The 24,153-nt window shown below is 64.1% G+C and carries 23 protein-coding genes and 1 riboswitch; of the genes, 14 read left to right on the top strand and 9 right to left on the bottom strand.

All coding sequences use genetic code 11. The features are described 5' to 3' along the window. Positions 1–154: 154 nt before the first annotated feature. Complete coding sequence (locus ACYHH6_RS25650) at positions 155–1,318, bottom strand: aromatic ring-hydroxylating oxygenase subunit alpha (protein WP_352584297.1); 1,164 nt, start codon at positions 1,316–1,318, stop codon at positions 155–157. 119 nt (positions 1,319–1,437) lie between these two features. Here ACYHH6_RS25650 and ACYHH6_RS25645 point away from each other — a divergent pair, with 119 nt between their 5' ends. From ACYHH6_RS25645 to cobO, 5 genes are all read left to right on the top strand, one after another. Continuing rightward, the gene (locus ACYHH6_RS25645) at positions 1,438–2,130 is read left to right on the top strand and encodes a gamma-glutamylcyclotransferase (RefSeq protein WP_352584299.1); all 693 of its coding nucleotides are present in this window, start codon (positions 1,438–1,440) and stop codon (positions 2,128–2,130) included. A 67-nt stretch (positions 2,131–2,197) separates the two neighbouring features. Next, positions 2,198–2,392, top strand: a riboswitch (cobalamin riboswitch). A gap of 36 nt (positions 2,393–2,428) precedes the next feature. Next, entirely contained in the window at positions 2,429–2,608 is a 180-nt protein-coding gene (locus ACYHH6_RS25640) for a CbtB domain-containing protein (RefSeq protein WP_112565177.1), read from the top strand. A 15-nt stretch (positions 2,609–2,623) separates the two neighbouring features. Continuing rightward, positions 2,624–3,403, top strand: a complete 780-nt coding sequence (locus ACYHH6_RS25635; RefSeq protein ID WP_352584300.1) for a CbtA family protein — start codon at positions 2,624–2,626, stop codon at positions 3,401–3,403. After that, entirely contained in the window at positions 3,396–3,908 is a 513-nt protein-coding gene (cobU, locus tag ACYHH6_RS25630; protein WP_488500481.1) for a bifunctional adenosylcobinamide kinase/adenosylcobinamide-phosphate guanylyltransferase, read from the top strand. Before ACYHH6_RS25635 ends, cobU begins: the two co-directional genes overlap by 8 nt. Continuing rightward, positions 3,908–4,522 (top strand): cob(I)yrinic acid a,c-diamide adenosyltransferase, encoded by a 615-nt coding sequence (gene cobO / locus ACYHH6_RS25625; RefSeq protein WP_352593314.1) that lies wholly within the window; start codon positions 3,908–3,910, stop codon positions 4,520–4,522. Before cobU ends, cobO begins: the two co-directional genes overlap by 1 nt. Before the next feature lie 167 nt (positions 4,523–4,689). Here cobO and cbiB read toward each other — a convergent pair whose 3' ends face one another. After that, complete coding sequence (gene cbiB, locus ACYHH6_RS25620) at positions 4,690–5,667, bottom strand: adenosylcobinamide-phosphate synthase CbiB (protein ID WP_352593317.1); 978 nt, start codon at positions 5,665–5,667, stop codon at positions 4,690–4,692. On the opposite strand from cbiB, the gene cobD reads away from it, so the two are divergent. Both cobD and ACYHH6_RS25610 read left to right on the top strand, forming a co-directional pair. Beyond that, positions 5,666–6,721, top strand: coding sequence for a threonine-phosphate decarboxylase CobD (cobD, locus tag ACYHH6_RS25615; protein WP_352593367.1), 1,056 nt, complete (start codon positions 5,666–5,668; stop codon positions 6,719–6,721). The genes cbiB and cobD overlap by 2 nt on opposite strands. Continuing rightward, positions 6,718–7,227, top strand: a complete 510-nt coding sequence (locus ACYHH6_RS25610; RefSeq protein ID WP_352593320.1) for a tyrosine phosphatase family protein — start codon at positions 6,718–6,720, stop codon at positions 7,225–7,227. Before cobD ends, ACYHH6_RS25610 begins: the two co-directional genes overlap by 4 nt. Positions 7,228–7,236: 9 nt before the next feature. Here the strand turns inward: ACYHH6_RS25610 and ACYHH6_RS25605 are convergent, their stop codons facing one another. Together ACYHH6_RS25605 and ACYHH6_RS25600 are read right to left on the bottom strand one after the other, a co-directional pair. Beyond that, positions 7,237–8,040, bottom strand: coding sequence for a creatininase family protein (locus ACYHH6_RS25605; RefSeq protein ID WP_352593323.1), 804 nt, complete (start codon positions 8,038–8,040; stop codon positions 7,237–7,239). 216 nt (positions 8,041–8,256) lie between these two features. After that, on the bottom strand, positions 8,257–8,640 hold the full coding sequence (locus ACYHH6_RS25600) for a RidA family protein (protein WP_352593326.1): 384 nt from the start codon (positions 8,638–8,640) through the stop codon (positions 8,257–8,259). A gap of 254 nt (positions 8,641–8,894) precedes the next feature. Between ACYHH6_RS25600 and ACYHH6_RS25595 the strand changes: the two genes are divergently transcribed. The 7 genes from ACYHH6_RS25595 (at position 8,895) to ACYHH6_RS25565 (ending at position 15,859) form a co-directional block, all read left to right on the top strand. Then, the gene (locus ACYHH6_RS25595; protein ID WP_352560181.1) at positions 8,895–9,899 is read left to right on the top strand and encodes an ABC transporter substrate-binding protein; all 1,005 of its coding nucleotides are present in this window, start codon (positions 8,895–8,897) and stop codon (positions 9,897–9,899) included. 17 nt (positions 9,900–9,916) lie between these two features. Next, complete coding sequence (locus tag ACYHH6_RS25590) at positions 9,917–10,726, top strand: ABC transporter ATP-binding protein (protein ID WP_435053493.1); 810 nt, start codon at positions 9,917–9,919, stop codon at positions 10,724–10,726. After that, entirely contained in the window at positions 10,713–11,564 is an 852-nt protein-coding gene (locus ACYHH6_RS25585) for an ABC transporter permease (protein WP_352593331.1), read from the top strand. Before ACYHH6_RS25590 ends, ACYHH6_RS25585 begins: the two co-directional genes overlap by 14 nt. A 195-nt stretch (positions 11,565–11,759) precedes the next feature. Beyond that, positions 11,760–13,061: a cytosine deaminase gene (locus ACYHH6_RS25580; RefSeq protein ID WP_352593334.1), complete on the top strand. Its 1,302-nt coding sequence runs from the start codon at positions 11,760–11,762 to the stop codon at positions 13,059–13,061. Then, the gene (locus tag ACYHH6_RS25575) at positions 13,061–14,464 is read left to right on the top strand and encodes an FAD-binding oxidoreductase (protein WP_352593337.1); all 1,404 of its coding nucleotides are present in this window, start codon (positions 13,061–13,063) and stop codon (positions 14,462–14,464) included. The genes ACYHH6_RS25580 and ACYHH6_RS25575 overlap by 1 nt, the downstream gene beginning before the upstream one ends. Before the next feature lie 226 nt (positions 14,465–14,690). Continuing rightward, positions 14,691–15,272 (top strand): NAD(P)H-dependent oxidoreductase, encoded by a 582-nt coding sequence (locus ACYHH6_RS25570; RefSeq protein WP_352593340.1) that lies wholly within the window; start codon positions 14,691–14,693, stop codon positions 15,270–15,272. Beyond that, the gene (locus tag ACYHH6_RS25565; RefSeq protein WP_352593343.1) at positions 15,272–15,859 is read left to right on the top strand and encodes an NAD(P)H-dependent oxidoreductase; all 588 of its coding nucleotides are present in this window, start codon (positions 15,272–15,274) and stop codon (positions 15,857–15,859) included. The genes ACYHH6_RS25570 and ACYHH6_RS25565 overlap by 1 nt, the downstream gene beginning before the upstream one ends. Positions 15,860–15,923: 64 nt before the next feature. Here the strand turns inward: ACYHH6_RS25565 and ACYHH6_RS25560 are convergent, their stop codons facing one another. The 5 genes from ACYHH6_RS25560 to ACYHH6_RS25540 all read right to left on the bottom strand — a co-directional run bounded on the left by ACYHH6_RS25560 (position 15,924) and on the right by ACYHH6_RS25540 (position 24,140). Then, positions 15,924–16,865 carry an IS110 family RNA-guided transposase gene (locus tag ACYHH6_RS25560; RefSeq protein WP_352593346.1) on the bottom strand — a complete coding sequence of 314 codons (942 nt, stop codon included), beginning with the start codon at positions 16,863–16,865 and terminating at the stop codon, positions 15,924–15,926. Between the two features lie 300 nt (positions 16,866–17,165). Beyond that, positions 17,166–19,613, bottom strand: coding sequence for a GcvT family protein (locus ACYHH6_RS25555; protein WP_352587895.1), 2,448 nt, complete (start codon positions 19,611–19,613; stop codon positions 17,166–17,168). Next, the gene (locus tag ACYHH6_RS25550) at positions 19,610–20,791 is read right to left on the bottom strand and encodes a pyridoxal phosphate-dependent aminotransferase (RefSeq protein ID WP_352587898.1); all 1,182 of its coding nucleotides are present in this window, start codon (positions 20,789–20,791) and stop codon (positions 19,610–19,612) included. Before ACYHH6_RS25550 ends, ACYHH6_RS25555 begins: the two co-directional genes overlap by 4 nt. Then, complete coding sequence (locus ACYHH6_RS25545) at positions 20,791–21,690, bottom strand: homocysteine S-methyltransferase family protein (protein ID WP_352587901.1); 900 nt, start codon at positions 21,688–21,690, stop codon at positions 20,791–20,793. Before ACYHH6_RS25545 ends, ACYHH6_RS25550 begins: the two co-directional genes overlap by 1 nt. After that, positions 21,687–24,140, bottom strand: a complete 2,454-nt coding sequence (locus ACYHH6_RS25540; protein WP_352587904.1) for a GcvT family protein — start codon at positions 24,138–24,140, stop codon at positions 21,687–21,689. The genes ACYHH6_RS25545 and ACYHH6_RS25540 overlap by 4 nt, the downstream gene beginning before the upstream one ends. Positions 24,141–24,153 lie beyond the last annotated feature (13 nt).

Genomic DNA, 24,153 nt, shown 5'->3' with positions numbered 1-24,153 from the left:
CGGAAAGGCTTTGGCCGAATTCGCTTTTTGCCGCCACTGGTTTATTCGGTGGTGCTGGCGTTTTTCGGCCTGGGCTCGGTTTTCGTCACGCTCGGCCTGCAGGCCGCGGCCTGCGGCTTTCGTCACCTGGCGCTATCTGCCGAAGTCGCTTTGATCAGAGCGCTGCGTGGCGCTCGCGCACCCAGTTGTGGAAGCGATGCAGATCGTATTCCTCAGGCATCAGCACGCCCGCTTGGTGGCGCATCGAGCGCAGGCCTTTCTGGTTGACCTCGCAGATCGCTGCATCCTCCTCCAGCACCTGGGTGCCGAAGGCGACGACATTGTCGATGTCGGTCTCAGCGAGCGCCTCCGGCGCGAACAGCCATTCCGCGGTGAGTTCGGTCTGCTCGGGGCCGAGCGGTGTGAGCCGTACGGTCCTGACATAGTCGACATGGCCGACGATGAACATCGACGGCAGGCTGGTGGCATAGGTCTGGCCGGCTGCACGCTCGGCCAGCGTCAGGCCGGAGAAGACCGGGCCATGGACATGGCCGTCGCGCGACCAGGTCTCGGCGCCGGCGCGCAAGCCGCCGGAAAACTCCGGCGCGTCATTGTCGGCATGGCGGACCCAGTCGGGGTCGTCGTGCCGGCTCATCAGGCCGCGGCCGTAGATCGGCACTAGCCGCGACAGGTCCTTGTGGACGCCAGGGCAGTGCAGGCACTCGTTGAAGTTCTCCCAAAAGATCTTCCAGTTGCAATTCATCACCTTGCGCAGGACATGGCCTGATACCAGCGTTTCCAGCGGCCAGTTGCCGAGGTTGCCGGAAGCCGGATCGAAGGATGACGCAGCCGTACCGTCGACGCTTTCAGCAAGGTTGATGAAGACAAAGCCGCGCCAGACCGACAGCGCCACCCGATAGAGCGGATGATCGGCCTTGTCGAAACCGTCGGGCAGCGATTTCGAGGGAACGCGCACGAGATCGCCGCGCAGCGAATAGGACCAGGCGTGGTAGGGGCACGTGATCAGCCGCGCCTTCAGCCGGCCCTCGCTCTCCTGGCAAAGCTGCGAGCCGCGATGCCGGCAAGTGTTGTGGAAGGCGCGCAGTTCGCCGGTGTCGTCGCGTAGCACGACAATTTCCTGCGTGCCGACACGAAATGTCCTGAACGCCAAAGGCTGGGCAAGGTCAGCCTCGCGGCAGACGAGCAGCCAGTTTTTGTACCAGATGGCGTCGAGATCGCGCTGGTAGGCGCCGGCGTCCCAATAGGCCGAGGACGCCAGCGTCGGCTCGGCCTTCGTCAGGCCGTTATAGGGGTCGCGCTGGCTCGGGCTGGGTTGCATGGCTGGCTTCCTCCGGTATACGCCAGCCGACACCCCGGCAAATCGTTTGTCAATCAGGGTGCGGCATTGCCGGTTTGGGGCGCGGCGCATAATCATATCGGCACATTGGGGGGTGGAAATTGGCCGCACGACAGATGTCGCTTACGCCGGAGCTGGTCGCGCGCTGCTGGCGCGAGATCAGGGACCCCGGGCCGGATCCGGACTCGATGCATTTGGATGACAGCGACTATGATTCGCTGCTGGATGAATTGCAGGCCGAGCTTCCGGACACCGAGCCGATGTGGCTGTTCGGCTATGGCTCGCTGATCTGGAAACCGGAAATTGATTATGTCGAGGACCGTGTCGCCCTGGCGCGCGGCTGGCACCGCTCCTTTTGCATGAACATGACGCGCTGGCGGGGCACCAAGGAAAGCCCCGGCCTGATGATGGCACTCGACAGCGGCGGACAGTGCAAAGGCGTTGCCTTCCGGCTGGCCGACGACAACAGGCGCCAGCAACTGGGCCGGCTGTTCCGACGCGAAGTCACGCTGAAGCCGACAAGCTACCGGCCGCGCATGCTGAAGCTTGCAAGCGAGGCCGGTCCGCTCAGGGCGCTGGCTTTCGTCATCAATCGCAACGGCCTGACCTATTCCGGTCCGCTCGACGAGGCGAAGGTCGTCGAGCGGCTGGCCACATCCTGCGGGCACTGGGGGTCGGGCGCCGACTATCTCTACAACACGGTGAAGAATCTGGAGGAGCGCGGCATTCACGACCGCCATCTGTGGCGGCTGCAGCGGCTGGTTGCCGAGCGGATCACCGCCTTGAACCCGTAACGCCGCATGGCGCATTCGCGCTGTTGGCCGGCGGAATTTGGTTTGCCGGATGCGGCTGTTTCAGCCTATAGTCACGCATGTCGTCGGTTCCGTTAGGGACCAAGAGGGAATGCGGTGAGGGCTGACTTGTTGCCCAATGCCGTGGCTGCCCCCGCAACTGTGTGCGGTAGTCCTCTCCAAGCCACTGAGGATTTTTCTTCGGGAAGGTGGGGAAGGGCGCTGATCCGCGAGCCAGGAGACCTGCCGGCGACAGGGAACTGACTTCGATGCCCTCGGGTGGAGGGCGAAAGGACAAGATATGAATACCGCTTCCGTCTCCCTCGGCGCTTCCGTCTCCTCGCAGTCGCGCTTCATGCAGCTCGTGCTTAGCGCGTTTCTGGGCATTTTCGTCATCGGCGTTGTCGGCTTCTCGCATATCGATGCGGTCCACAATGCCGCGCACGACTATCGCCATTCGATGGCGTTTCCCTGCCACTGACGAGGACCTGACATCATGAATCTGTTTCGCAACGTCGTGTTCGTCGCGGCGATCGCCGGGCTCGTGGCCGGCGTCGTTCTCGCGTGCATGCAGGCCTATGCCACCGTGCCGCTCATCCTGAAGGCGGAAGTCTTCGAACAGGCCGGCGGTGGCCATCAACATGAGCATGCCGCAGCGCCCGCCGCCAACGCTACGGACACCAATGCCATGAGCAGCGCAGCACCCGCACCGGCTGAAGCAGCCGCACCGGCGGAGGACGAAGGCTGGGCACCGGCCGACGGCTTCGAGCGCTTCGCCTTCAGCGTGCTGGCCAATATCGTCACCGGCATCGGTTTCGCGCTGGTCCTGGTGGCGGTTTCCGAATTCGCCGGCGGCATCGGCAACTGGCGCCAGGGCGTGTTCTGGGGTCTGGCCGGCTTTGCCGTGTTCACGCTGGCGCCGGGCCTCGGCCTGCCGCCGGAACTGCCGGCGATGCCGGCGGCCGACCTCACCCAGCGCCAGATCTGGTGGTGGGCAACGGTGGCGGCGACCGCGGCCGGTCTCGGCCTGATCGCCTTCCGCAAATCGCTGCCGCTGGCGATCCTGGCCGTGGCCCTGATCGTGGCGCCGCATATTGTCGGCGCGCCGCAGCCGGACAGCTTCGAGACGCCGATCCCCGAAGGCCTGCATCACCAGTTCGTGGTGGCGGTGACAGTAACCAATCTGGTGTTCTGGCTGGTGCTCGGCGCCGTTATCGGCGTGGTGCGCGGGCGCTTCACCGGCACCGCGACCAGCCTGCGCGACAGCTTTGCCTGATCGCAGTTTGACCTTCATCATCGGCGGTGCGCGCTCCGGCAAGAGCGCGCACGCCGAAACCCTGGTGACGGCGTTGCCGCCGTCATGGGCCTATATCGCCACCGCTGAAGCCTATGACGATGAGATGCGTGCGCGCATTGCGCTGCATCGGTCGCGACGCGGCGAGGGCTGGACGACCATCGATGCGCCGCTCGATCTTGCCGGCGCGCTCGAGGCCTTGCCCGACAACCAGCCGGTGCTCGTCGATTGCCTGACGCTGTGGCTGACCAATCATATGCTGGCCGATCATGATCTCGAGGCGCAATGCCGGCGGTTGGCCGATGTGCTTTCGCAGCCGCGCGGACTGTGGTTCGTTGTCTCAAACGAAGTCGGACAAGGCATCGTGCCGGACAATGCGCTGGCACGCCGGTTCCGCGATGCCGCCGGCCGGCTCAACCAGCAGGTCGCGGCAATTGCCGATACGGTGCTATTGATGGTGGCCGGGCTGCCACTCAAGGTGAAATGATGACCGACATCGACGCAACAGACGAGGAACGCCACCGCGCCAAGATGGCCAAGCGCAAGGCGGTGCAGGACGCCGAGGTTGCCGAAAAGACGGTCGAGAAGGGACTGCTCATCGTCAACACCGGACCCGGCAAGGGCAAAACCACAGCTGCCTTCGGCCTGGCGCTGCGCATGCTCGGCTATGGCAAGCGCGTCGGCGTCGTGCAGTTCATCAAGGGCAAATGGCACACCGGCGAAAAGGATGGCTTCGCCGCGTTCGGCGACCGCGTCGTCTGGCACACGATGGGCGAAGGTTTCACCTGGGAAACGCAGGATCTGAAGCGCGACATCGCTGCGGCAGAAGCGGCCTGGGCCAAGGCACAGGAACTGATCGCCGATCCGTCGATCAGCCTTGTGGTGCTCGACGAACTGAACATTGCGCTGCGCTACGACTATCTCGATCTCGACAAGGTCGTGGCGGCCCTAAAGGCCCGGCGCGGAGGCCTGCATGTCGTCGTCACCGGCCGCAACGCCAAGCCGGCGCTGGTCGAGGCAGCGGATCTTGTCACGGAAATGAGCGTGACCAAGCATCATTTTTCTGCGGGCGTGAAAGCGCAGCAGGGGATCGAGTTTTAGGGGTTTATCCTTCCGCCTTGTGCGGTTTCTTACCCTCCCCCCTTGTGGGGAGGTCGATCCGCGAAGCGGATCGGGGTGGGGGTTCTCGTAGGGCACTGTCCCCCACTCCGGCGCTTCGCGCCGACCCTCCCCAAGGGGGAGGGTGAAGGAAGGGGAGGGTGAAGCTCTCAGAACGTCATCGCGATCAGCGCCGCCGAGAGCAACCCGAACAGCGCGATCAGCAGATAGTCGGCGACCTGGTAGAGTTTCAACGCCCGCCTGATGTCCAGGCTCTCCGCCTCGCGACGGCCGCCTTCGCCCATGAACGCATCCTCGACGACAACGCCGCCGTAGCTGCGCGGTCCCGCCAATGCCAGGCCGAGCGCGCCGGCCATCGCCGCCTCCGGCCAACCGGCATTGGGCGAGCGGTGCTTTTTGGCGTCGCGCCGCACCGCTTCCCAGGCGTTGCGGGGATCGGCGCCGTCGACAAGAAAGGCCGCGGCAACGATCAGCAGTGCGGCCAGCCGGGAGGCCGGCAGGTTGATCCAGTCGTCGAAGCGTGCCGCTGCCCGGCCGAAGGCCTCGTGGCGCGGCGTGCGATGGCCGATCATCGAATCGGCGGTGTTGGCGGCTTTGTAGGCGACGCCGCCGGCCAAGCCGCAGACGCCGGTCCAGAAGGCGGGTGCGACGATGCCGTCGGAAAAATTCTCGGCCAGGCTTTCGATCGCGGCGCGGCTGACGCCGGCGTGGTCGAGCTTTTCCGGATCGCGGCCGACAATGCGGGCGACCGCAATGCGGCCGAGCGCCAGCCCGCCGGTGTCCAGCGCGTCGGCCACCGCTTCGACATGTTCGGTGAGGCTCTTTTGCGACAGCAGCGACGAGGCCAGAATTGCCGTGATGATCATCCCGGCAGGAAAGAGCTGCCAGAGCAGGATTTGCACCGCGAAGGCGATCAGCGCAGGCACCAGCACGATCACCAGCAGCGCCTGCATGCCGCGGCGACGACGCTGCGCGTCGGAATCAGTGTCGCGGTTGAGCCGGAGGTCGAGAAAGGCTATCAGCCTGCCGAACCAGGTGACGGGATGGCCAACGGCACGGAACAGCCAGTCCGGGTAGCCCAGGATGCGTTCGATGGCCAGCGACAGGAAAGCGATCAGGACCGACATGAAGCTTTCTGATGGAGCGATTGCTGCGGTGGATCACGGTGGATCCCTTGGCCGGGCGAGCGCGCTCTTCCCCCACGCGCCACAGCCTTTCGTCGATCTCTCGACAGGTATCAATCCGCACTCCTACCCGCTTTTCGATCTGCCCGCCACCGCTCTGTCGCGATTGCCGGAAGCGGCGCGTCTGCATGAGCTGGCTAAGGTCGCCGCCGATGCCTATGGCGCGCCGTCGGCGGTGCATGTTGCAGCAGCCCCGGGCACGCAGATCCTGTTGCCGCGCGTCGCCTCGCTGGTGAGCCCCGGCCGGGCGTTGGTGCTGGGGCCGACCTATGCCGAGCATGCCAGGGCAGCCGCGATCGCCGGCCATGCGGTGGCGGAGGTCGAGGATGTCGAGGCGCTTGCCGGTGCCGACCTTGCCATTGTCGTCAATCCCAACAATCCGGACGGGCGGGTCGTTTCGCGGGAAAGGCTGCTTCGGCTTGCTGGGGCATTGCGCGCCAAGGGCGGGCTGCTGGTGGTCGACGAAGCCTTCATGGATGTCGGCCCGCGCGTGGAAAGCCTGGCCGGCGATGTCGGGCAGGGCGGCATCGTCGTGCTGCGCTCCTTCGGCAAGTTCTTTGGCCTTGCCGGCCTGCGGCTCGGTTTTGCGCTTTCCGACACGCTGACGGTCGAAAGGCTGGAGACGCAATTCGGACCTTGGGCCGTCGCCGGTCCGGCACTGGAGTACGGCATCCGCGCGCTTGCCGACAGCGGCTGGCAGGCCGACATGCGCCGCCGGCTGGCCGAGGATGCCGCGCGACTCGATGCGCTGTTCGGTCGGTTTGGCATTCCCGTCGCCGGCGGCACGACGCTGTTTCGCTATCTGCGATTTGGCGATGCGCCCGGTCTGTTTTCGGCGCTTGGCGAGTGCGGCATCCTGCTCCGGCATTTTTCCGACCGCCCGCAGGTGCTACGCGCGGGATTGCCGGGCTCTGACGAGGAATGGCAGCGGCTTGAATCGGCGCTTGCCGGCTGGGACGCACGGCGCGACGATAGCGCCAGGGAGATCGCGCGATGATCCATGTCTGTTCGCTGTCCAAGCTCGAGGAGACGGTGGCCAGAAGCGGCGCCGAGCGCGTGCTGTCGCTGCTTGCCGCCGGCACCGAGGTGATGCGGCCGGCCTCGATTGCGCGGGAAAACCACCTGCATCTGGTCATGCACGATATCGCGGTGGCGCAGGACGGCATGACCATGCCGGGTGAAGACCATGTGCGCAATCTGCTCGATTTTGCCCGCAAATGGGATCGCGCCAAGCCGATGGTCGTGCACTGCTACGCCGGCATCAGCCGCTCGACCGCCTCAGCCTACATCATCGCGGCGGCGCTCGCCCCGAAGCGCGACGAGGCGGAATTGGCGCAGACATTGCGGAAGCTGTCGCCATCGGCAACGCCCAATCCAAGGCTGATCGCGGTAGCCGATGCGTTGCTCTCACGCCAAGGTCGCATGATTGATGCGATCGAGGCGATCGGGCGTGGCGCTGATGCTTTTGAGGGCACGCCTTTCGTGTTGAAGATCGACGGCTAAGGCGGCCCGCTACGCCAGCCAGTCGGCAAGCTTCGCCTTGCGCACATCCCTGAGCAGGCTGATGAAGCCGTCGGCCTGATGCTCCGCGGTCAGCCGGCCTTTTTCTGCTGTGGCGATCGAGGCATCGCCGACCACGCCGTTCGGGTTGAGATCGCTGGCGATCCAGGCGAAGGCGTGCGTTCCGGTGTGGCGCAGCAGCGCAAATTCGGTCTCGGCGCGGGCGACCTTGGAGACGAAATTGTCGGCCTTGCCCATGTCGACCAGCTCCGGGCGGAAATGCAGCATTAGTGAAGTCTCGACATCGCCACCATGAATGCCGTGGCGATCTTCCAGCTCGGTGTACATGCCGGCCGGGCGGCCGAAGCGCTGCCAGCTGGTCTTCACCGCCAGCATCCTTTCACGCACGCGCAGCTCGCGCGTGACGATGCCCATGATCTCTTCATTGCCGCCATGCGAGTTGACGACGATCAGTTTTCTCACCCCGGCACGGGCGATGGACAGGCCAAGTTCTGTCCAGGCATCGACCAGGGTCGTCGCAGGCAAAGTGAGCGTGCCCGGTGCATGCAGATGCTCGTTCGACTTGCCGACCGCCTGGACCGGCAGAATGCGGATGTCGAGATCGCCTGGCAGGCGGGCGATCACCGTCTCCAGCATGCCGTTCATGATCGATGTGTCGGTTGATACGGGCAGATGCGGGCCGTGCTGCTCGATCGCCGCCACCGGCAGGACGGCAATGGTCGCCTCCGGGTCGATCGTGGCGTATTCGGTGGTCCGGTAATCGCCCCACCACACGCGTCTGTTTGCAACGGTCATGTCATGCCTCAACGGAATTCATCTGGCGTTTGCGCTGCCACTCACCCTTACCCTCCCCCCGTGAAGAACAGGGAGAGGGGTCGCCAGCGTTTGAGCTAGACCCTTCTCCCCGTCACGATACGGGGAGAAGGTGCCGGCAGGCGGATGAGGGGCAGCGCTAACTTTGCGTGACTTTAGACTATTGGCCGGCCGATTCGTAGATTTCTCCGACACTTCTCATCGAGCCGCGATCACCTCGACCTCGACCTTGAATTCGGGCCGCGCGAAGCCCGACACGATCATCAGTGTCGAGGCCGGCGCCGGGCTGGCAAACAGCCGATCGCGGACATCCATATAGGGCCGCAGATGCGCGCGGTCGGTGACGTAGGCGTTGATGCGTACAATGTCGGCAAGCCCGAGCCCGGCTTCAGCCAGAATCGCCGCTATGTTTTGAAAGCAGAGTTCGGCCTGGGCGCCGGCATCCTCCGGAATCTGGTCATCCGCCGTTATAGCGACCTGACCCGAGCACAGCACCAGCCGCTTGCCCGCCGGCACTTCGACGCCGTGGCTGTAGCGGGCGAAAGGCGGCTTGATCGACTTCGGGGCGAGGAATCTGAACATGGCAATCTCCGGTTCTGCGGCCAGCCTAGGGCCGGACGGCTTGCCCCTCAAGATGTGGTGCATGTCGCCCGGGCGATTGTGGACAGGCGTCCAAAAAATAGGCACGATGCCTCCCGCACAGCATGACCCGTCCGGTCTTGGCAATGACTGCCGCGTGAAGCAGGCAGTCCGGGCGGTGGCATGTGTCTTGCTTCTTGGACCAATGGTGTCGAGCCCGGCGCGTGACGCTCCGGAGCCAACAGAGGGTGGTGTTGATGTACGGAAAACAGAAGATTTCAGCGGTCGCGTTCGCGCTGCTTGGAGCCAGCACGCTAGGGGCTGCGGCGAACGAGAAGGTCACCTTCGGCACCAACTGGCTGGCCGAGCCCGAACATGGCGGCTACTACCAGGCCGTGGCCGACGGCACCTATGCCGCATGCGGCCTCGATGTCACCATTTCGCAGGGTGGCCCGCAGGTCAGCGGCCGGCCGCTGCTGCTCGCCGGCAAGCTCGATTTCTATATGGGCGGAAACCTCTTGTCGGCCTTCGACGCCGTGCAACAAGGCATTCCAATGCGCGTGGTGGCGGCCGATTTCCAGAAGGACCCGCAGGTCATCATGTCCCAACCGGGGCAGGGGCTGGACAAATGGGAAGACCTGAAGAACGCCGACCAGTACATTCTGGGTGACGAGGGCGCGCAGACCTTCTTCCAGTGGATGGTCACCGAACTCGGCTTCGATGCCGCCAAGCGCGTGCCTTACACTTTCAACCCGGCGCCCTTCATCGCCAACAAGAAGTCGATCCAGCAGGGCTATGTCACCTCTGAGCCGTTCGCGGTGCAGAAAGCGGGCGGCTTCCTGCCCAACCAGTTCCTGCTCGCCGACTATGGCTGGGAGACCTATGCGACCACCGTCGAGGTCATGCAGGATACGATCGACAAGCGGCCGGAGGTGGTGCAGTGCTTCGTCGATGGCTCGGCCAAAGGCTGGTACAACTACCTCTACGGCGACAACAAGGCCGCCAACGACATGATCAAGAAGGACAATCCTGACATGACGGATGAGCAGATCGCCTTCTCGATCGAGCAGCTCAAAAAATTCGGCGTGGTCGATTCCGGCGATACGGAAAAGCTCGGCATCGGCGCCATGACCGACGCACGCATTCAGAGTTTTTACGACAAGATGGTCAAGGCCAAGGTCGCGCAGCCCGGCATCGACATCAAGAAGGCCTATACGCTGGCCTTCATCAACAAGGGCGTCGGGCTCGAGCTGAAGAAGTAATCGTGAGACTGGAGACAATGGCGCAGGCGCCAATGGCGGCATCGGGTGAAAGCCCGATGCTTTTGGCGCTGCGCCACGTCGGCAAGGTATTTTCCAACGGCGTCACGGCGCTGAGCGATGTCGATCTGACAATCCGCGAAGGCGATTTTCTCAGCCTGCTCGGGCCGTCCGGCTGCGGCAAGTCGACGGCACTCAGGCTGATCGCCGGCCTGTCGACGCCGACCTCTGGCGTGCTCGACTGGCGCGGTTCGATCGACCGCGCCAACATCGGCTTCGTCTTCCAGGAACCGACGCTGCTGCCTTGGGCCAATGTGTTCGACAATGTCTGGCTGCCGTTGCGGCTAAAAGGCATCTCGCGCGCCAAGGCAGAACCTGCGGTGACGGAGATGCTGGCGCGGGTGCACCTGACCGGATTCGAGAATGCCGTGCCGCGCGAGCTTTCCGGCGGCATGAAGATGCGCGTCTCAATCGCGCGCGCCATGGTGACCAAGCCGCGCATCCTGTTGATGGACGAGCCGTTCGCTGCACTCGACGAGATTACCCGCTTCAAGCTCAACAACGATCTGCTGGAGCTGTGGCAGGACGAACGCTTCACCGTCGTCTTCGTCACCCACAGCGTCTTCGAAAGCGTGTTCTTGTCCAACCGCGTCGTCGTCATGGCGGCGCGGCCGGGCCGTGTCCACGCCGAGCTGGCAATCGATGCCGCCTATCCGCGCGACGAGGTGTTCCGCACCTCGCCCGACTACGCCGCGCTCTGCCGTCAAGCCTCGGATATTCTGGTCAATGCCATCAACACATCAGCCGGACCGCACCATGACGGCCATTGAGCAACCCGTGCTGACCCTCGATCCGGAGGAGGCGGGCCGCGTGCGTCAGGAGCGGCTGGAGCGAATCGGCCGGTGGGTGCTGCCGCTGGCAATCATGATCCTGGCGATCTGGTTCTGGGATCGCATCTGCGTCTGGAACGAGATCCCGAAATACATTCTGCCGCGTCCGGGCGTCGTGCTGCAGACGCTTTACGACGATGCCGGGCTGCTGCTCTCCTCGCTGCTGGTGACGCTCCGGATCACCTTCCTCAGCCTGCTTCTCGCCGTCATCGGCGGCGTCGGGCTGGCGGTGCTGTTTGCGCAATCGAAATGGGTGGAGATGTCGTTCTTCCCCTTCGCCATCGTGCTGCAGGTGACGCCGATCGTGGCGATCTTCCCTCTGATCAACATCTATGTGAACAACCAGACGGTGAAGCTTCTGCTGTGCGCCTGGATCGTCGCCTTCTTCCCGATCCTGTCTAACACCACGCTCGGCCTCAACTCGGTCGATCGCAATCTGCGCGACATGTTCAAGCTCAATGGCGCGACGCGCTGGCAGCAATTGCGCTATCTCAGGTTGCCGGCGGCGATGCCCTATTTTCTCGGCGGGCTGAAGATCGCCGGCGGCCTGTCGCTGATCGGCGCCGTGGTGGCCGAGTTCGTTGCCGGCGCGCAGGGGCAATCGTCGGGGCTGGCGTCCCGCATCATCGAGGCCGGCTACCGGCTCAACGCGCCGCGGCTGTTTGCGGCGCTGATCCTGATTTCGCTCACCGGCATAGTGATCTTCCTGGTGCTATCGCTGGTGTCGCATCTCATCTTGCGGCGCTGGCACGAGAGCGCGCTGAAGCAGGAGCGGTAGGGTGCGTGAGGTGAGCGAGATGTCGACGCGGCGCACCCCCCTCTGGCCTGCCGGCCATCTCCCCCTCAAGGGGGGAGATTGGATGTCATTCGGGATTTCGCCAATCACCGAGGTTGCAAGATGGGCGCTGCCAGCGAAACTGCTAATCTCCCCCCTTGAGGGGGAGATGCCCGGCAGGGCAGAGGGGGGTGCGGCTTGATACCAACCTCTGGCTATTACCATCTTGCCAATGTCCGCGTTCATCGATCACTGACGCCAGGCTTCATTGCTACCTTCGATACTGACGGTTTCGCGCTAGCCGACATCGTCGTCGCCGATGGCAAGATCTCAGCCATCACGCCGCATAAGAAATCAAAAGCGCCGGCCGATGCCATCGACCTTGCCGGCCGCATCATCCTGCCGTGCTTCGTCGACTGCCATACCCATATAGACAAGGGCCATATCTGGCCGCGCAAGCCCAATCCGGATGGCACCTTCATGGGCGCACTCAATGCCACCGGCGCCGACCGCGCGGCGCGCTGGAGTGCCGAGGACGTAGCGAAGCGCATGGATTTCTCGCTGCGCTCGGCCTATGCGCACGGCACCAAGGCGTTGCGCACGCATCTCGACAGCGTGCCGCCGCAGGAAGAAATCTCCTGGCCGGTGTTCGAGTCGATGCGGGAGACATGGCGCGGCCGCATCGAGTTGCAGGCGGCCTGCCTGCTCGGTATCGAAGGCGTGCGCGACAAGGAATGGTTCGAGAGGCTGGCCAAGCGTGTCGCTGCCGCCAAGGGCGTGCTGGGCGTCGTCACCTATATGGTGCCGGATCTCGAAGAACTGCTCGACAAGGTGTTTTCTGAGGCGATCAAGCATGGGCTCGATCTCGATTTTCACGCCGACGAGACCGACGATGTCGCGGCGATCTCGCTGAAGAAGATCGCCGAGGCTGCCCTCTGGAACGGCTTCGAGGGTAACATCCTCGTGGGACATTGCTGCTCGCTGGCGCGCCAGCCGGACCTCGACGTGCTGGACACACTCGACAAGGTGGCCAAGGCCGGGCTGGCCGTGGTGTCGCTGCCACTGTGCAATCTCTATCTGCAGGACCGGCGCGCCGACCAGACCACGCCACGCTGGCGCGGGGTGACACTGCTGCACGAGATGAAGGCGAGGGGCATTCCGGTCGCCGTCGCCTCCGACAACACGCGCGACCCGTTCTATGCCTATGGCGATCTCGACATGCTGGAGGTCTACCGCATGGCGACGCGCACCCTGCATTTCGATCATCCGGTCGGCGATTGGCCGCAGACGGTGGCGACGACGCCGGCCAAGGTGATGCGGCTCGACGGTCTCGGCATGCTGGCTGCCGGCGGCAGCGCCGACTTCATCATCTTCAAGGGACGGAGCTGGACGGAATTGCTGTCGCGGCCCGAATCGGATCGCATCGTCGTGCGCGACGGCAAGGCGATCGACCGGCAATTGCCCGACTATGCCGAACTCGACGAACTGATGGTGGACTGATGGATGTTTCGGCGCTCAAACGCGATCTCGACGGGATAAAACTCGACGACAATCCGGCCATCGTCCAGCAGAAGAGCCGCGACTTCTACTGGTACAGCCCGGTGCTGAAGCAGCAGCTCGACCATGTCACCGGCGACCTGATCGTGACGCCGAAAAACGAGGCTGAACTGATCCGCGTGCTCGCCGCCTGCCACCGCCACGGCATACCGGTGACGCCGCGCGGCAGCGGCACCGGCAATTACGGCCAGGCGATGCCGTTGTCGGGCGGCGTGGTGCTCAACCTTGCTGAGATGAAAGAGGTGAAGGCCATCGCGCCGGGCCGCGTCGTGACCGGGCCGGGCGCGATCCTCGCCGACATCGACAGAGCGACGCGGGCGCATTCCGGGCAGGAGCTCAGGTTGTCGCCGTCGACCTACAACACCGCGTCGATCGGTGGCTTCATCGCCGGCGGCTCGGGCGGTGTCGGCTCGATCAATTTCGGTGGCTTGCGCGATTTCGGCAATGTGCTGCGCCTGCGCGTCGTCACCATGGAGGCCGAGCCGAAGGTTCTCGAACTCACCGGCGAGGATCTGCACAAGGTCACGCACGCCTATGGCACCAATGGCATCATCACCGAGGTCGAGATGCCGCTGACGGCGGCCTATGAGTGGATCGACGTGATCGTCGGCTTCGACGGCTTCATGCCGGCAGCCCGCTACGGCAATGCGCTGGCCTGCCAGGACGGCATTCTGACCAAACTGATCACGCCGATCGCCGCCCCGGTGCCCCAACTCTATTTCAAGCGGCACCAGAAGTTTTTCAGGGAAGGGCAGAGCATCTGCGTCGTGATGGTTGCCCGGCATGGGCTCGACGCTTTCCTCGCGTTCACCCGTCGCGCCGGCGGCGAAATCATCTTTAATGCGGCAACAGTGACGGACGAGGAGAAGAAAGGCCTGCCGCCGGGCTTCGAACTGGCGTGGAACCACACCACGCTGCGGGCGCTGCGCGTCGATCCCGCGATCACTTATCTGCAGTCGCTCTATCCGTTTCCCAACCAGCTGGCGCTGGTCGAGAAGATGGATGCGATGTTTCCGGGCGAGGTCTACTCGCATCTCGAATTCGTGCGGCTCGACGGCAACATCACTTGCTTCGGCTTGCCGCTGGTCAAATTCACCACAGAGGCGCGGCTCAACGAGATCATCCGGCTGCATGAGGAGAATGGCTGCCCGATCTTCAACCCGCATCGCTACACGCTGGAAGAAGGCGGCATGAAGCAGACCGACGAAATCCAGCTCGCCTTCAAGCGCGAGACCGATCCGCAAGGTCTGCTCAACCCCGGCAAAATGATCGCCTGGGAAAATCCGGATTATGACTATCGCTCGGGCCGGACCTTTTTGTTCAAGGGCCTGCAGAAGGCGGTGTGATGAGAGGTTTGCGCCCGTCCACCGGCTCCATTGGCGATTGGCGAAAGCCGCGGCGACGTCGGATCTCCCCCCTTGAGGGGGAGATGGCCGGCAGGCCAGAAGGGGTCGGTTCGGCTGGCGCGACGCGGTTCGGCCTTTCGAAGAAAGAGAAAGTTGGCGCTTCACGCGCGGCGACCCCCTCTGTCGCCCTCGGCGACATCTCCCCCTCAAGGGGGGAGATTCTCCCATGAAAGTCCTCGTCCTCTATGCGCATCCGGTGGAGACCAGCTTCAACGCCGGCATGCACCGGACGATCGTCGAGCGGCTGACGGCGGCCGGCCATGACGTCGACGACTGCGATCTCTATGCCGAGGATTTCGATCCCAGGCTGACGCGCGGGGAGAGGCTGGACTATCACAACCAGCGCAGCCCCGCGGACCCGGCCGCACCCTATGTCGAGCGTCTGCTTAAGGCCGAGGCGCTGGTGCTGTCCTACCCCGTCTGGAATTATGGCTTTCCGGCCATCCTGAAAGGCTTTTTCGACCGCGTGTTTCTGCCCGGAGTGTCGTTCAAGATGGTCGACGGCCAGGCGCAGCCATCGCTGCACAACATCCGTAAACTGGCGGCCGTCACCACCTATGGCGGCGGCCGGTTTCGCGCCATGCTGATGGGCGATCCGCCGCGCCGGCTGGTCAAACGGATGCTGCGGGCGACGATCAAGCCCGGCGCCTCCGTCTCCTACCTCGCGCATTATTCGATGAACCTGTCGACCGATGAGACGCGGGCGGCCTTCCTCGCCAAGGTCGCGGCCAGGATGGATGAATTCTGATGCGTGTGCTGGTGGTCTATTGCCATCCGGTGCCCGAAAGTTTTTGCGCCGCCATTCGCGACACAGCGGTCGACGTGCTGAAGGCACGGGGCTGGGATGTGCGCCTGCTCGACCTCTATGCGGAAAACTTCGACCCGGTGATGGGAAGCGATGAGCGGCGCGCCTACAATGAGCGCGCGCCGGAGGATCCGGCGCTGAAGGCGCATTTCGAGCATCTCGCCTGGGCGCAGGCGATCCTCTTCATCTATCCGACCTGGTGGTACGGGTTGCCGGCAATGCTGAAGGGCTGGCTCGATCGGGTGTGGGCGACCGATGTCGCCTTCAAGCTGCCGGCGGGCAAGGGGCGGATCACGTCGCTGATGACGCATGTCACCAAGGTCGGCGTCATCACCACCTGCGGCGCGCCGACCTGGTGGAGCGTCGTCGTCGGCCAGCCCGGCCGCAAGACTTTGCTGCGCGGCATGCGGGCGCTGTGCGCTCGCCGCTGCCGGACGTTCTTTCTGGCGCACTATCTGATGGATGCCTCGACGCCGAAAAGCCGAGCGGCGTTTCTGGGGAAGGTGCGGGCGAAGCTGGAGCGGTTTTGAGTGGCACGACTTCCCTTCTCCCCTTGTGGGAGAAGGTGCCGGCAGGCGGATGAGCAACCGTGTTTCAGATTGAAGCTGGGCTCCAGGGTTTGTTGTCTCGGACCATGGCGTTGAGGGTTGTGATGAGCTTTCGCATGACGGCGACGATGGCGACCTTTGCCAGCTTGCCGTTTTCACGCAGGCGCCGGCGGAAGGTGGCGAAGACGGGATTATGCACTCCGGCGCTGAGCGCAGCCATGTAGAGGACGTTGCGGACGGACTCTCGGCCGCCCCAGATGGATCGCTTGCCTTTGAGCTTGCCACTGTCGTGGTCATAGGGAGCAAGCCCGACCAAAGCGGCGATCTGCCGATTGGACAAGCGACCCAGTTCGGGTAGCAGCGCAATCAGAGTGGCACTTAAAACCGGGCCGACGCTGGGTGCGGAACGCAGCAGGCGGTCGCGATGTGCCAAGCTGCGGTCGCCCGCGATCGCCTGTGCGATCCGTTTGTCGAGCAGCAGGATATCGGCATGGAGCCGGGTCGCACGCCGCTTGGCCAGGCGCTGGAGAGCCGTATCGCGCACATGCTCAAGCTGGTTGTTGACGCGGCCGAGTTCGGCGTGGAGCTGGCGCCGTGCCGTGACCAGTTCGGTCACCAGCTCAAGGCGAGGGTCGAGATCGGTCGGGTGGACCGGCAGTGTCGCCAGGAAGCGAGCGATCAGACGTGCATCGATGCGATCATTCTTGGCGTTGATGCCGGCTGCCCGTGCGAACTGGCGCAGCCTGTGCGGGTTGATGCGACGCACCGGAAGGCCCTCCCGCCATAGCGCCTTGAGCGCGGCCCGTTCATAGCCGCCGCTCGCCTCGAGACCGATCGTGTCGATCGCGCTACCCGACAGCCGCTCGATCAAGGCCGCATGACCGGCTTCGTCATTGTCGAGCGTGAACAACTCCCCTGTTTCCAGAATGGCTATGTCCAGTCGATCCTTGGCTACATCGATGCCGACATGAAGCGCAATTTGTGTCATCTTCTGATCCCTTCCTTGCTGGTGCGGGGTCGAACCCCTTGCAACCGTTCGGGCTATGGAAGATGCGGCGGAGCTCCTTGCTCATCCACGGGCTTATACCAAGGGGTGTACGGGCTTCCGTCGCAGCGGGTGATCCGGTCGTGACCCGGATCACCCGCCAGCCCAATCCTGCATGATTCTTGAGACACAAGGGGTGTTCCAGGGAACGCTGACGTCTCACTCCGCTGGAGCACCCCTCAACCGTCTCGGCGCTGCGCGCCGATCCACCTTCTCCCACAAGGGGAGAAGGACAGGGCGGCGCTATATCTTCACCCGTTCCGCCTTCGGATCATACATCGGCTTCAGCGATGCTTCGGCGGTGAAACGCTCGCCGGCGATCTCGATCTCGTAGGATGAGGAAAGCACATCCGCCTCGCTCTCGCCCTTGCTTGGCACATAACCCAACCCAATCGCGCCACCAAGATGATGGCCGTAATTGCCTGAGGTGATCGGGCCGACGATCTTGCCGTCGCGCAGGATGGCCTCATTATGGAAGAGCAGGGGCTCAGGGTCTTTCAGCCGGAACTGGACCAGCCGGCGTGACAGGCCGGCCTCCTTTTTCTCGAGCACCGCGTCGCGACCGATGAAGTCGCCTTTTGCCGTCTTCACTGCGAAGCCGAGGCCGGCCTCCAGCACATTGTCCTCGTCGGTGATGTCGTGGCCGAAATGGCGGAAGGCCTTTTCGATGCGGCAGGAATCCAGCGTATGCAGGCCGCAGAGTTTCAGGCCGACATCCGCGCCGGCCTCGTCGATCTCTTCGAAGACATGCGCCGCCTGATCGGTCGAGACGTAAAGCTCCCAGCCGAGCTCGCCGACATAGGTGACGCGGTGGGCGCGGGCGAGGCCCATGCCGATCTCGATCTCCTGGAAAGTGCCGAACGGATTGTTCTCATTGGAAAAATCGTTGGGGCTGACCTTCTGGATCAGCTTCCGCGCATCCGGACCCATCAGGCAGAGCACGCTTTCAGCCGCTGTCACGTCGGTGATGACGACGAATTTCTCGCCGACATGCCGGCGCAGCCAAGCCAGGTCGCGCTGCAGCGTCGCGCCGGGAACGACGAGGAAATAGGCTGTCTCCGACAGGCGCGACACCGTCAGGTCGCTTTCGATGCCGCCGCGCTGGTTGAGCATCTGGGTGTAGACGATCTTGCCCGGCGCCACGTCCATATCGTTGGCGCAGAGTCTTTGCAGGAAGGCACAGGCATCGCGGCCCTCGACGCGGATCTTGCCAAACGAGGTCATGTCGAACAGACCGACCTTGTTGCGGACCGCCAGATGCTCCTCGCGCTGGTTGCCGAACCAGTTCTGCCGCTTCCAGGAATAGCGGTATTCGCGTTCCTGTCCTTCGCGGGCAAACCAGTTGGCGCGCTCCCAGCCGGCGACCTCGCCGAAGACCGCGCCGCGCGCCTTCAGATGCTCATGCAGCGGCGAGCGCCTGACATTCCTGGACGTTGCCATCTGCCGGTAAGGAAAATGGTCGGCATAGAGAAGGCCGAGCGTTTCGGAGACACGCTCCTTTAGATAGCGGCGGTTCTTCTGGAACGGCTGGGCGCGGCGGATGTCGACTTCCCAGAGGTCGAAGGGCGCTTCGCCATCGTTGATCCATTGTGCCAGCGCCATGCCGGCGCCGCCGGAGGAGACGATGCCGATCGAGTTGTAGCCGGTCGCCATCCAGTAACCGGACAGTTCTGGCGCCTCGCCGAGATAGTAGCGGTCGTCCGGGGTGAAGCTTTCGGGGCCGTTGAAGAAGGTGTGAATGCCGGCGGTGGCCAGCATCGGCATGCGGTTGACGCCCATTTCGAGGATCGGCTCGAAATGCTCCATGTCCTCGGGCAACTGGTCGAAGCAGAAATCCTCGCGGATACCGTCCATGCCCCAGGGTTTGGCCACCGGCTCGAAGGCGCCGAGCATCATCTTGCCGGCATCTTCCTTGTAGTAGGCGCATTCGTCGGGAACGCGCAGCACCGGCAGTCGGCCGAGGCCGGGGATGGGCTCGGTGACGAGGTAAAAATGCTCGCAGGCGTGCAGCGGGATGGTGACGCCGTTCTGTGCGCCGAGTTCACGCGCCCACATGCCGGCGCAGTTGACGACGATGTCGGCCTCGATGGTGCCCTTGTCCTCGCCTTGCGCCCACGACACACCGGTGACGCGGCCGGCCTTGGTGTGGACCTTGGTGACCTTCACATTCTCGACGATGGTGGCGCCGCGCTGGCGCGCACCCTTGGCCAGCGCCATGGCGATGTTGGCGGGATCGCACTGGCCGTCGAGCGGCAGATGCACCGCGCCGACGACGTCTGACACGTTGAGATGCGGATACATCTCTTTGACTTCCCTAGGTGAAATCTCGCGTACATCGACATCGAAGGCGCGGGCGAGCGAGGCCTGCCTATAGATTTCGTGCTTGCGCTCCTCGGTCAGCGCCACGGTGATCGAGCCGACCTGGCGCATGCCGGTGCCGACTTCGGTCTCGGCCTCCAGCTTGACGTAGAGGTCGGCCGAATATTTCGCCAGCCGCGTCATGTTCTGCGAGCCGCGCAGCTGGCCGATCAGGCCTGCGGCGTGCCATGTCGTGCCCGATGTCAGCTGCTTGCGTTCGAGCAGCACGATGTCGGTCCAGCCGAGCTTGGCCAGATGATAGGCGACCGAGCAGCCGGAGACGCCGCCGCCGATGATCACGGCGCGGGCTTTGGTGGGAATGGGTTTGGTCATGCGGCCTCGCGGCGATAGCTGGATGCAAAACGGCGCAGGCGTTTTGCGGCTTCCTGAAGCACCGGTTCCGGCTGGCACAGGCTGATGCGGATGTGGCCGGCGGCGGCATGGCCGAAGCTGGAGCCCGGCATGACGCCGACCTTTTCGGCATCGAGCAAAGCCCAGGCGAATTTCTCGTCGTCGGGCTCGACGGCAGAGATGTCGAGCATGACATACATGCCGCCCTCGGAGCCGTGCACGGTGACATTTTTCATGCCGCGCACCGCGTCGAGCAGAACGGTGCGGCGCGCCGCGTAGCGCTCGGCGATTTCCTTGACGCCGTAACGGTTCTCCAGTGCCTCGGCACAAGCGATCGAGATGAAGGCCGGCAGGCCGTAGGTCGTTACCAGATTGAGGTTGGTCAACAGCGTGATCATCTCAGTCGGGCCGGTCAGCCAGCCCATGCGCCAGCCGGTCATGCCGTGGCTCTTGGACATCGAGTTGATGACCAGCGTGCGCTCAGCCATGCCGGGCAGGCCGCGCGGCGAAATGTGCTCGCCGCCGCCCAGCGTCCAGTAGACCTCGTCCGACAGCAGCCAGAGGTCGTGCTCCCTGCAGATTGCGGCCAGCTCCTCCAGCCGCTCGCGCGAATAGACTGCGCCGGTCGGATTGTTGGGCGTGTTGATCAGGATGGCGCGCGTGTTGGGCTTGAGCGCCGCGCGGATCCTGTCGGCGCGCGGCTGGAAACCGTCCTCGGCCGGGGTCTCGACCACGGTGAAACTGGCGCCGGCGGCGCTGAACGTGTTGGGGTAGGTGGCGTAGTAGGGCGCCACCACAATGGCATGATCGCCCTGATCGAGCACAGCCTGCACCGCGGCATAAAGCGCTGCCTGGCCGCCGGGCGTGGCAATCACCTGGTCGGGGCTCGTCTCGATGCCGGTGCAGGCGGTCGAGGCCGCTGCCATCGCCCTGCGCAGGCGCGGAACGCCGGGAAGCGGGGTGTAATGGTGGTTACTGCCGCGAACCGCCGTCACGCAGGCTTCGATGGTTTGCGAAGGCGTGTCGAAATCATGGTCGCCGACCGACAGCATGATGATGTCCTGGCCGGCCTCCTTGCGGGCCCAGGCCTCGGTGTGGACCTCCCAGCCATCCTTGCCCGAAGGCACGATGCCGGAAATACGCGATGAAGGTCTGGGCATCATTGAACTCCCGAAATCTGGTAACCGGCCTGTTCGAGCCGGTCGCGCAAGGCAGCGATGTGGGCAGGGCCGACTTCGCAGCATCCGCCGACGATGCTGGCGCCGGCCTCGACCCAGCCGAGCGCCTGGTCGGCATAGGCATCCGGTCCAAGGTCGTGGCGTGCGTGCAGCACATCGACGGTGCCGCCATGCTTGAGCGCTTCGGTAGAGGTGAAGCCGTTGGCATAGGCGCCGACCGGGCCGCCGAGATCGATCAGCTCGGGCAGTGCCGCGGCGATCGCTTCGGGCCGACAGCAATTGACCAGCCGTGCCGCGAGCTGCCGGCCGTCGAGTGCACGCGAGGCCGCGGCGATCGCTTCGCCGCTCCGCAGACGCGGGGTGCCGTGGTCGGCCAGCGTCCATGACACCCAGACCGGCTTGCCGCTTTCTGACGCTGCCGTGACGGCCGCGCGCGCTTCATCGGCGGAGGCCATGGTTTCGCAGAGAAAGAGATCGACGCCGTCCGCCTGCTCGGCAACGATGCGGCGGTAGATGTCGAGTGTGTCCTGATAGGAAATGGTCAGTGCCGGCGCATAGCTGCCGAACAGCGGCGACAGGCAGCCGGCGATGGTTGCTTCTCCGGCTTGCTCGCAAGCTTGCCTTGCTAGCTCGATGCCGCGCTTCTGCAGCGGCTTGAACAGCTCCTCCGCGCCCTCGCGCGCCAGCCGCTCCGGCGTGGCCGAATAGGTGTTGATGGTGATGACGCGCGCGCCGGCACGGATGAATTCCGCATGCAGGTCGCGTACCAGATCCGGTTCGTCGATCAGCACCCTGGCCGACCACAGCGGCGTCGGTTCGGATTTGCTGCGGCGGACCAGCTCCTGGCCCATACCGCCATCGGTGAGGATAACAGTCTTCACGCCCGCAGCCTCTCGTTCTTCGGATCCCACAGCGGCTCGTCCTTCTGCACGACCGCCTTGAAGCGGTCGCCGAAGATTTCGATCTCGATGGCGGTATCGGGTTCAGCCAGGTCGGAGCGCAGCATGCCGAGCGCGATCGACTTGTCGATCCGGTGACCCCAGCCGCCTGATGTCGTTTCGCCGACGATCTTGCCGTCATGCCACAGTGTCGACACCGAGGGTGCGTCGCACTCACCGGGGTTTTCGACCACCAGCGTGACGAAGCGCTTCTTCACGCCTTGCTGCTTTTCGTTCTGCAGTGCGGCCTTGCCGCGGAAGTCCGGCTTGTCCCATTTGACGAAGCGTTCGAGCCCGCCCTGCAGGATCGTGTAGTCGGTCGAGAGGTCGCCCTTCCAGGTGCGGTAGCCTTTTTCAAGACGCAGCGAATCCAGCGCATACATGCCGAACGGCTTCAGTCCGTGTTTTTGTCCCGCCGCCCAGACGGCATCGAAGATGGCGGCGGTGTCTTCCACCTTGGTATGAATTTCCCAGCCGAGCTCGCCGGCGAAGGACACGCGCACCAGCTTCGTCCAGCGGCCGGCGATCGTGGTTTCCTGATGTGTCAGCCATGGCAGCGAGAGATCCGCATCGCAGACCTCGGCCAGGATCTTGCGCGCGTTGGGACCGGCGAGGATTTGCGTCGAGTAGTCTTCGGTCCTGTCGGTGAGGGTGAAAGCTGCGTCTTTCGGCATGCGCGACTTCAGCCATTCGAAATCGTGCCACTGCGCTACCGCCGCGGTGATCAGCGTCATCTGCTCTTCACCATGGCGCACCACCGACATCTCGGTGACGATGCGGCCCTTGTCGTCAGCGAAATAGACGAGGCCGATGCGGCCGGGCTTGGGCACCAGGCCGGTGACCTGCAGCGCCAGCCATTCGGCTGCGCCAGGGCCTTCGAGGTTGAAGCGCGAGAAGCCGGGCAGGTCCAGAATGCCGGCGGCATCGCGCACCGCCAGGCATTCTTCGCGCACGCGGTGGTGCCACGGCCCTTCGCGGCGGAAAGTGAGCGTCGCTTCTTCCGATGTGTCGTCGCCAGCCTGTGCGTACCAGGTGGCTCGCTCCCAGCCATTGTAGGCATCGAACTGGGCACCGAGCGCCTTGATGCGATCGTGGATCGGCGACAGCTTGCGGTCACGCGCCGCGGGCCAGGCATGGCGCGGGAACTGGATGGCGTATTCGTTGCCATAGATCTCCATGCCCTTGGCGACGCTATAGTCGGGCGCGGCGGCAAAGCTGGTAAAACGGCGCGGATCGCAGGACCACATGTCCCATTCGGTCTGGCCCTGCGTCACCCATTCGGCCAGCACCTTGCCGGCGCCGCCGCCCTGCGCGATGCCGAAGGTGAAGACGCAAGCCTCGAAGGCGTTGGGGACGCCGGGCATCGGACCGATCAGCGGGTTGCCGTCCGGCGCATAGGGGATCGGCCCGTTGATGACCTTGGAGAGGCCGGCAGTGCCGAGGATCGGCACGCGGGCGACGGCATCGGCCAGATAATGCTCGAGACGGTCGAGATCGTCGGGGAACAGCTGGAAGGAAAAATCCTCCGGCATCGGATCGTTGTGGGTCGCCCAGTGCGCGCGGCAATTGCGCTCATAGGGGCCGAGATTCATGCCGTTCTTTTCCTGGCGCAGATAGTAGGAGGTGTCGACATCGCGCAGCAGCGGCAGTTTCTTGCCCTGTTCCTTCGACCAGGCCATGAGTTCGGGGATTTCCTCGAACAAGATGTACTGATGGCTCATCACCATCATCGGCACGTCGCGGCCAAACATTTTGCCGACTTCGGCGGCACGGTAACCGGCGGCGTTGACGACGATCTCGCAGCGGATCTCGCCTTGTGGAGTTACAACCACCCATTCGTCGTTCTCGCGGCGCACGCCCGTGACCGGGCAGAAGCGGACGATCTTGGCGCCCATGTCGCGCGCGCCCTTGGCCAGCGCTTGCGTCAGCTGCGCCGGGTCGATGTCGCCATCGCTCGGGTCGTAGAGCGCGCCCTTGAGATCATGCGTCTCGATGAAGGGATAGCGGCGCTTGATCTCGTCGGGCTCGACAATGTCGATGTCCATGCCCTGGTAGCGGCCCATGCCCTTGGCGCGCTGGAATTCCTGCATGCGCTCCCTTGTATGGGCGAGGCGAAGCGAGCCGGTGACGTGATAGTTCATGGGATAGTCGACCGCTTCGGCGAGGCCGCGATAAAGCTCGGTCGAATAGCGCTGCATGTTCATTAGTGACCAGGAGGACGAGAAGGTCGGCACATTGCCGGCGGCATGCCAGGTCGAGCCCGATGTCAGTTCGTTCTTTTCAAGCAGCACGCAGTCGGTCCAGCCCGCCTTGCACAGGTGGTAGAGCGAGGAGGTGCCGACGACACCGCCTCCGATGATCACCACGCGTGCCGTGGTCGGCAAACCGGCCATGTTCTTCTCCCAG

The sequence above is a fragment of the Mesorhizobium sp. P171375 genome (assembly GCF_057786075.1).
The sequence above is the reverse complement of the archived record's forward strand: the minus strand, read 5'-3'. Positions and strand labels throughout refer to the sequence as shown.

Bases quoted from the DNA above. Each gene is read 5' to 3' on its own strand.
- ACYHH6_RS25650 (WP_352584297.1), bottom strand. From the start codon at position 1,318: ATGCAACCCAGCCCGAGCCAGCGCGACCCCTATAACGGCCTGACGAAG.
- ACYHH6_RS25640 (WP_112565177.1), top strand. From the start codon at position 2,429: ATGAATACCGCTTCCGTCTCCCTCGGCGCTTCCGTCTCCTCGCAGTCG.
- ACYHH6_RS25635 (WP_352584300.1), top strand. From the start codon at position 2,624: ATGAATCTGTTTCGCAACGTCGTGTTCGTCGCGGCGATCGCCGGGCTC.
- cobO (WP_352593314.1), top strand. From the start codon at position 3,908: ATGACCGACATCGACGCAACAGACGAGGAACGCCACCGCGCCAAGATG.
- cobD (WP_352593367.1), top strand. From the start codon at position 5,666: ATGAAGCTTTCTGATGGAGCGATTGCTGCGGTGGATCACGGTGGATCC.
- cbiB (WP_352593317.1), bottom strand. From the start codon at position 5,667: ATGTCGGTCCTGATCGCTTTCCTGTCGCTGGCCATCGAACGCATCCTG.
- ACYHH6_RS25610 (WP_352593320.1), top strand. From the start codon at position 6,718: ATGATCCATGTCTGTTCGCTGTCCAAGCTCGAGGAGACGGTGGCCAGA.
- ACYHH6_RS25605 (WP_352593323.1), bottom strand. From the start codon at position 8,040: ATGACCGTTGCAAACAGACGCGTGTGGTGGGGCGATTACCGGACCACC.
- ACYHH6_RS25600 (WP_352593326.1), bottom strand. From the start codon at position 8,640: ATGTTCAGATTCCTCGCCCCGAAGTCGATCAAGCCGCCTTTCGCCCGC.
- ACYHH6_RS25595 (WP_352560181.1), top strand. From the start codon at position 8,895: ATGTACGGAAAACAGAAGATTTCAGCGGTCGCGTTCGCGCTGCTTGGA.
- ACYHH6_RS25590 (WP_435053493.1), top strand. From the start codon at position 9,917: ATGGCGCAGGCGCCAATGGCGGCATCGGGTGAAAGCCCGATGCTTTTG.
- ACYHH6_RS25585 (WP_352593331.1), top strand. From the start codon at position 10,713: ATGACGGCCATTGAGCAACCCGTGCTGACCCTCGATCCGGAGGAGGCG.
- ACYHH6_RS25575 (WP_352593337.1), top strand. From the start codon at position 13,061: ATGGATGTTTCGGCGCTCAAACGCGATCTCGACGGGATAAAACTCGAC.
- ACYHH6_RS25570 (WP_352593340.1), top strand. From the start codon at position 14,691: ATGAAAGTCCTCGTCCTCTATGCGCATCCGGTGGAGACCAGCTTCAAC.
- ACYHH6_RS25565 (WP_352593343.1), top strand. From the start codon at position 15,272: ATGCGTGTGCTGGTGGTCTATTGCCATCCGGTGCCCGAAAGTTTTTGC.
- ACYHH6_RS25560 (WP_352593346.1), bottom strand. From the start codon at position 16,865: ATGACACAAATTGCGCTTCATGTCGGCATCGATGTAGCCAAGGATCGA.
- ACYHH6_RS25555 (WP_352587895.1), bottom strand. From the start codon at position 19,613: ATGACCAAACCCATTCCCACCAAAGCCCGCGCCGTGATCATCGGCGGC.
- ACYHH6_RS25550 (WP_352587898.1), bottom strand. From the start codon at position 20,791: ATGCCCAGACCTTCATCGCGTATTTCCGGCATCGTGCCTTCGGGCAAG.
- ACYHH6_RS25540 (WP_352587904.1), bottom strand. From the start codon at position 24,140: ATGGCCGGTTTGCCGACCACGGCACGCGTGGTGATCATCGGAGGCGGT.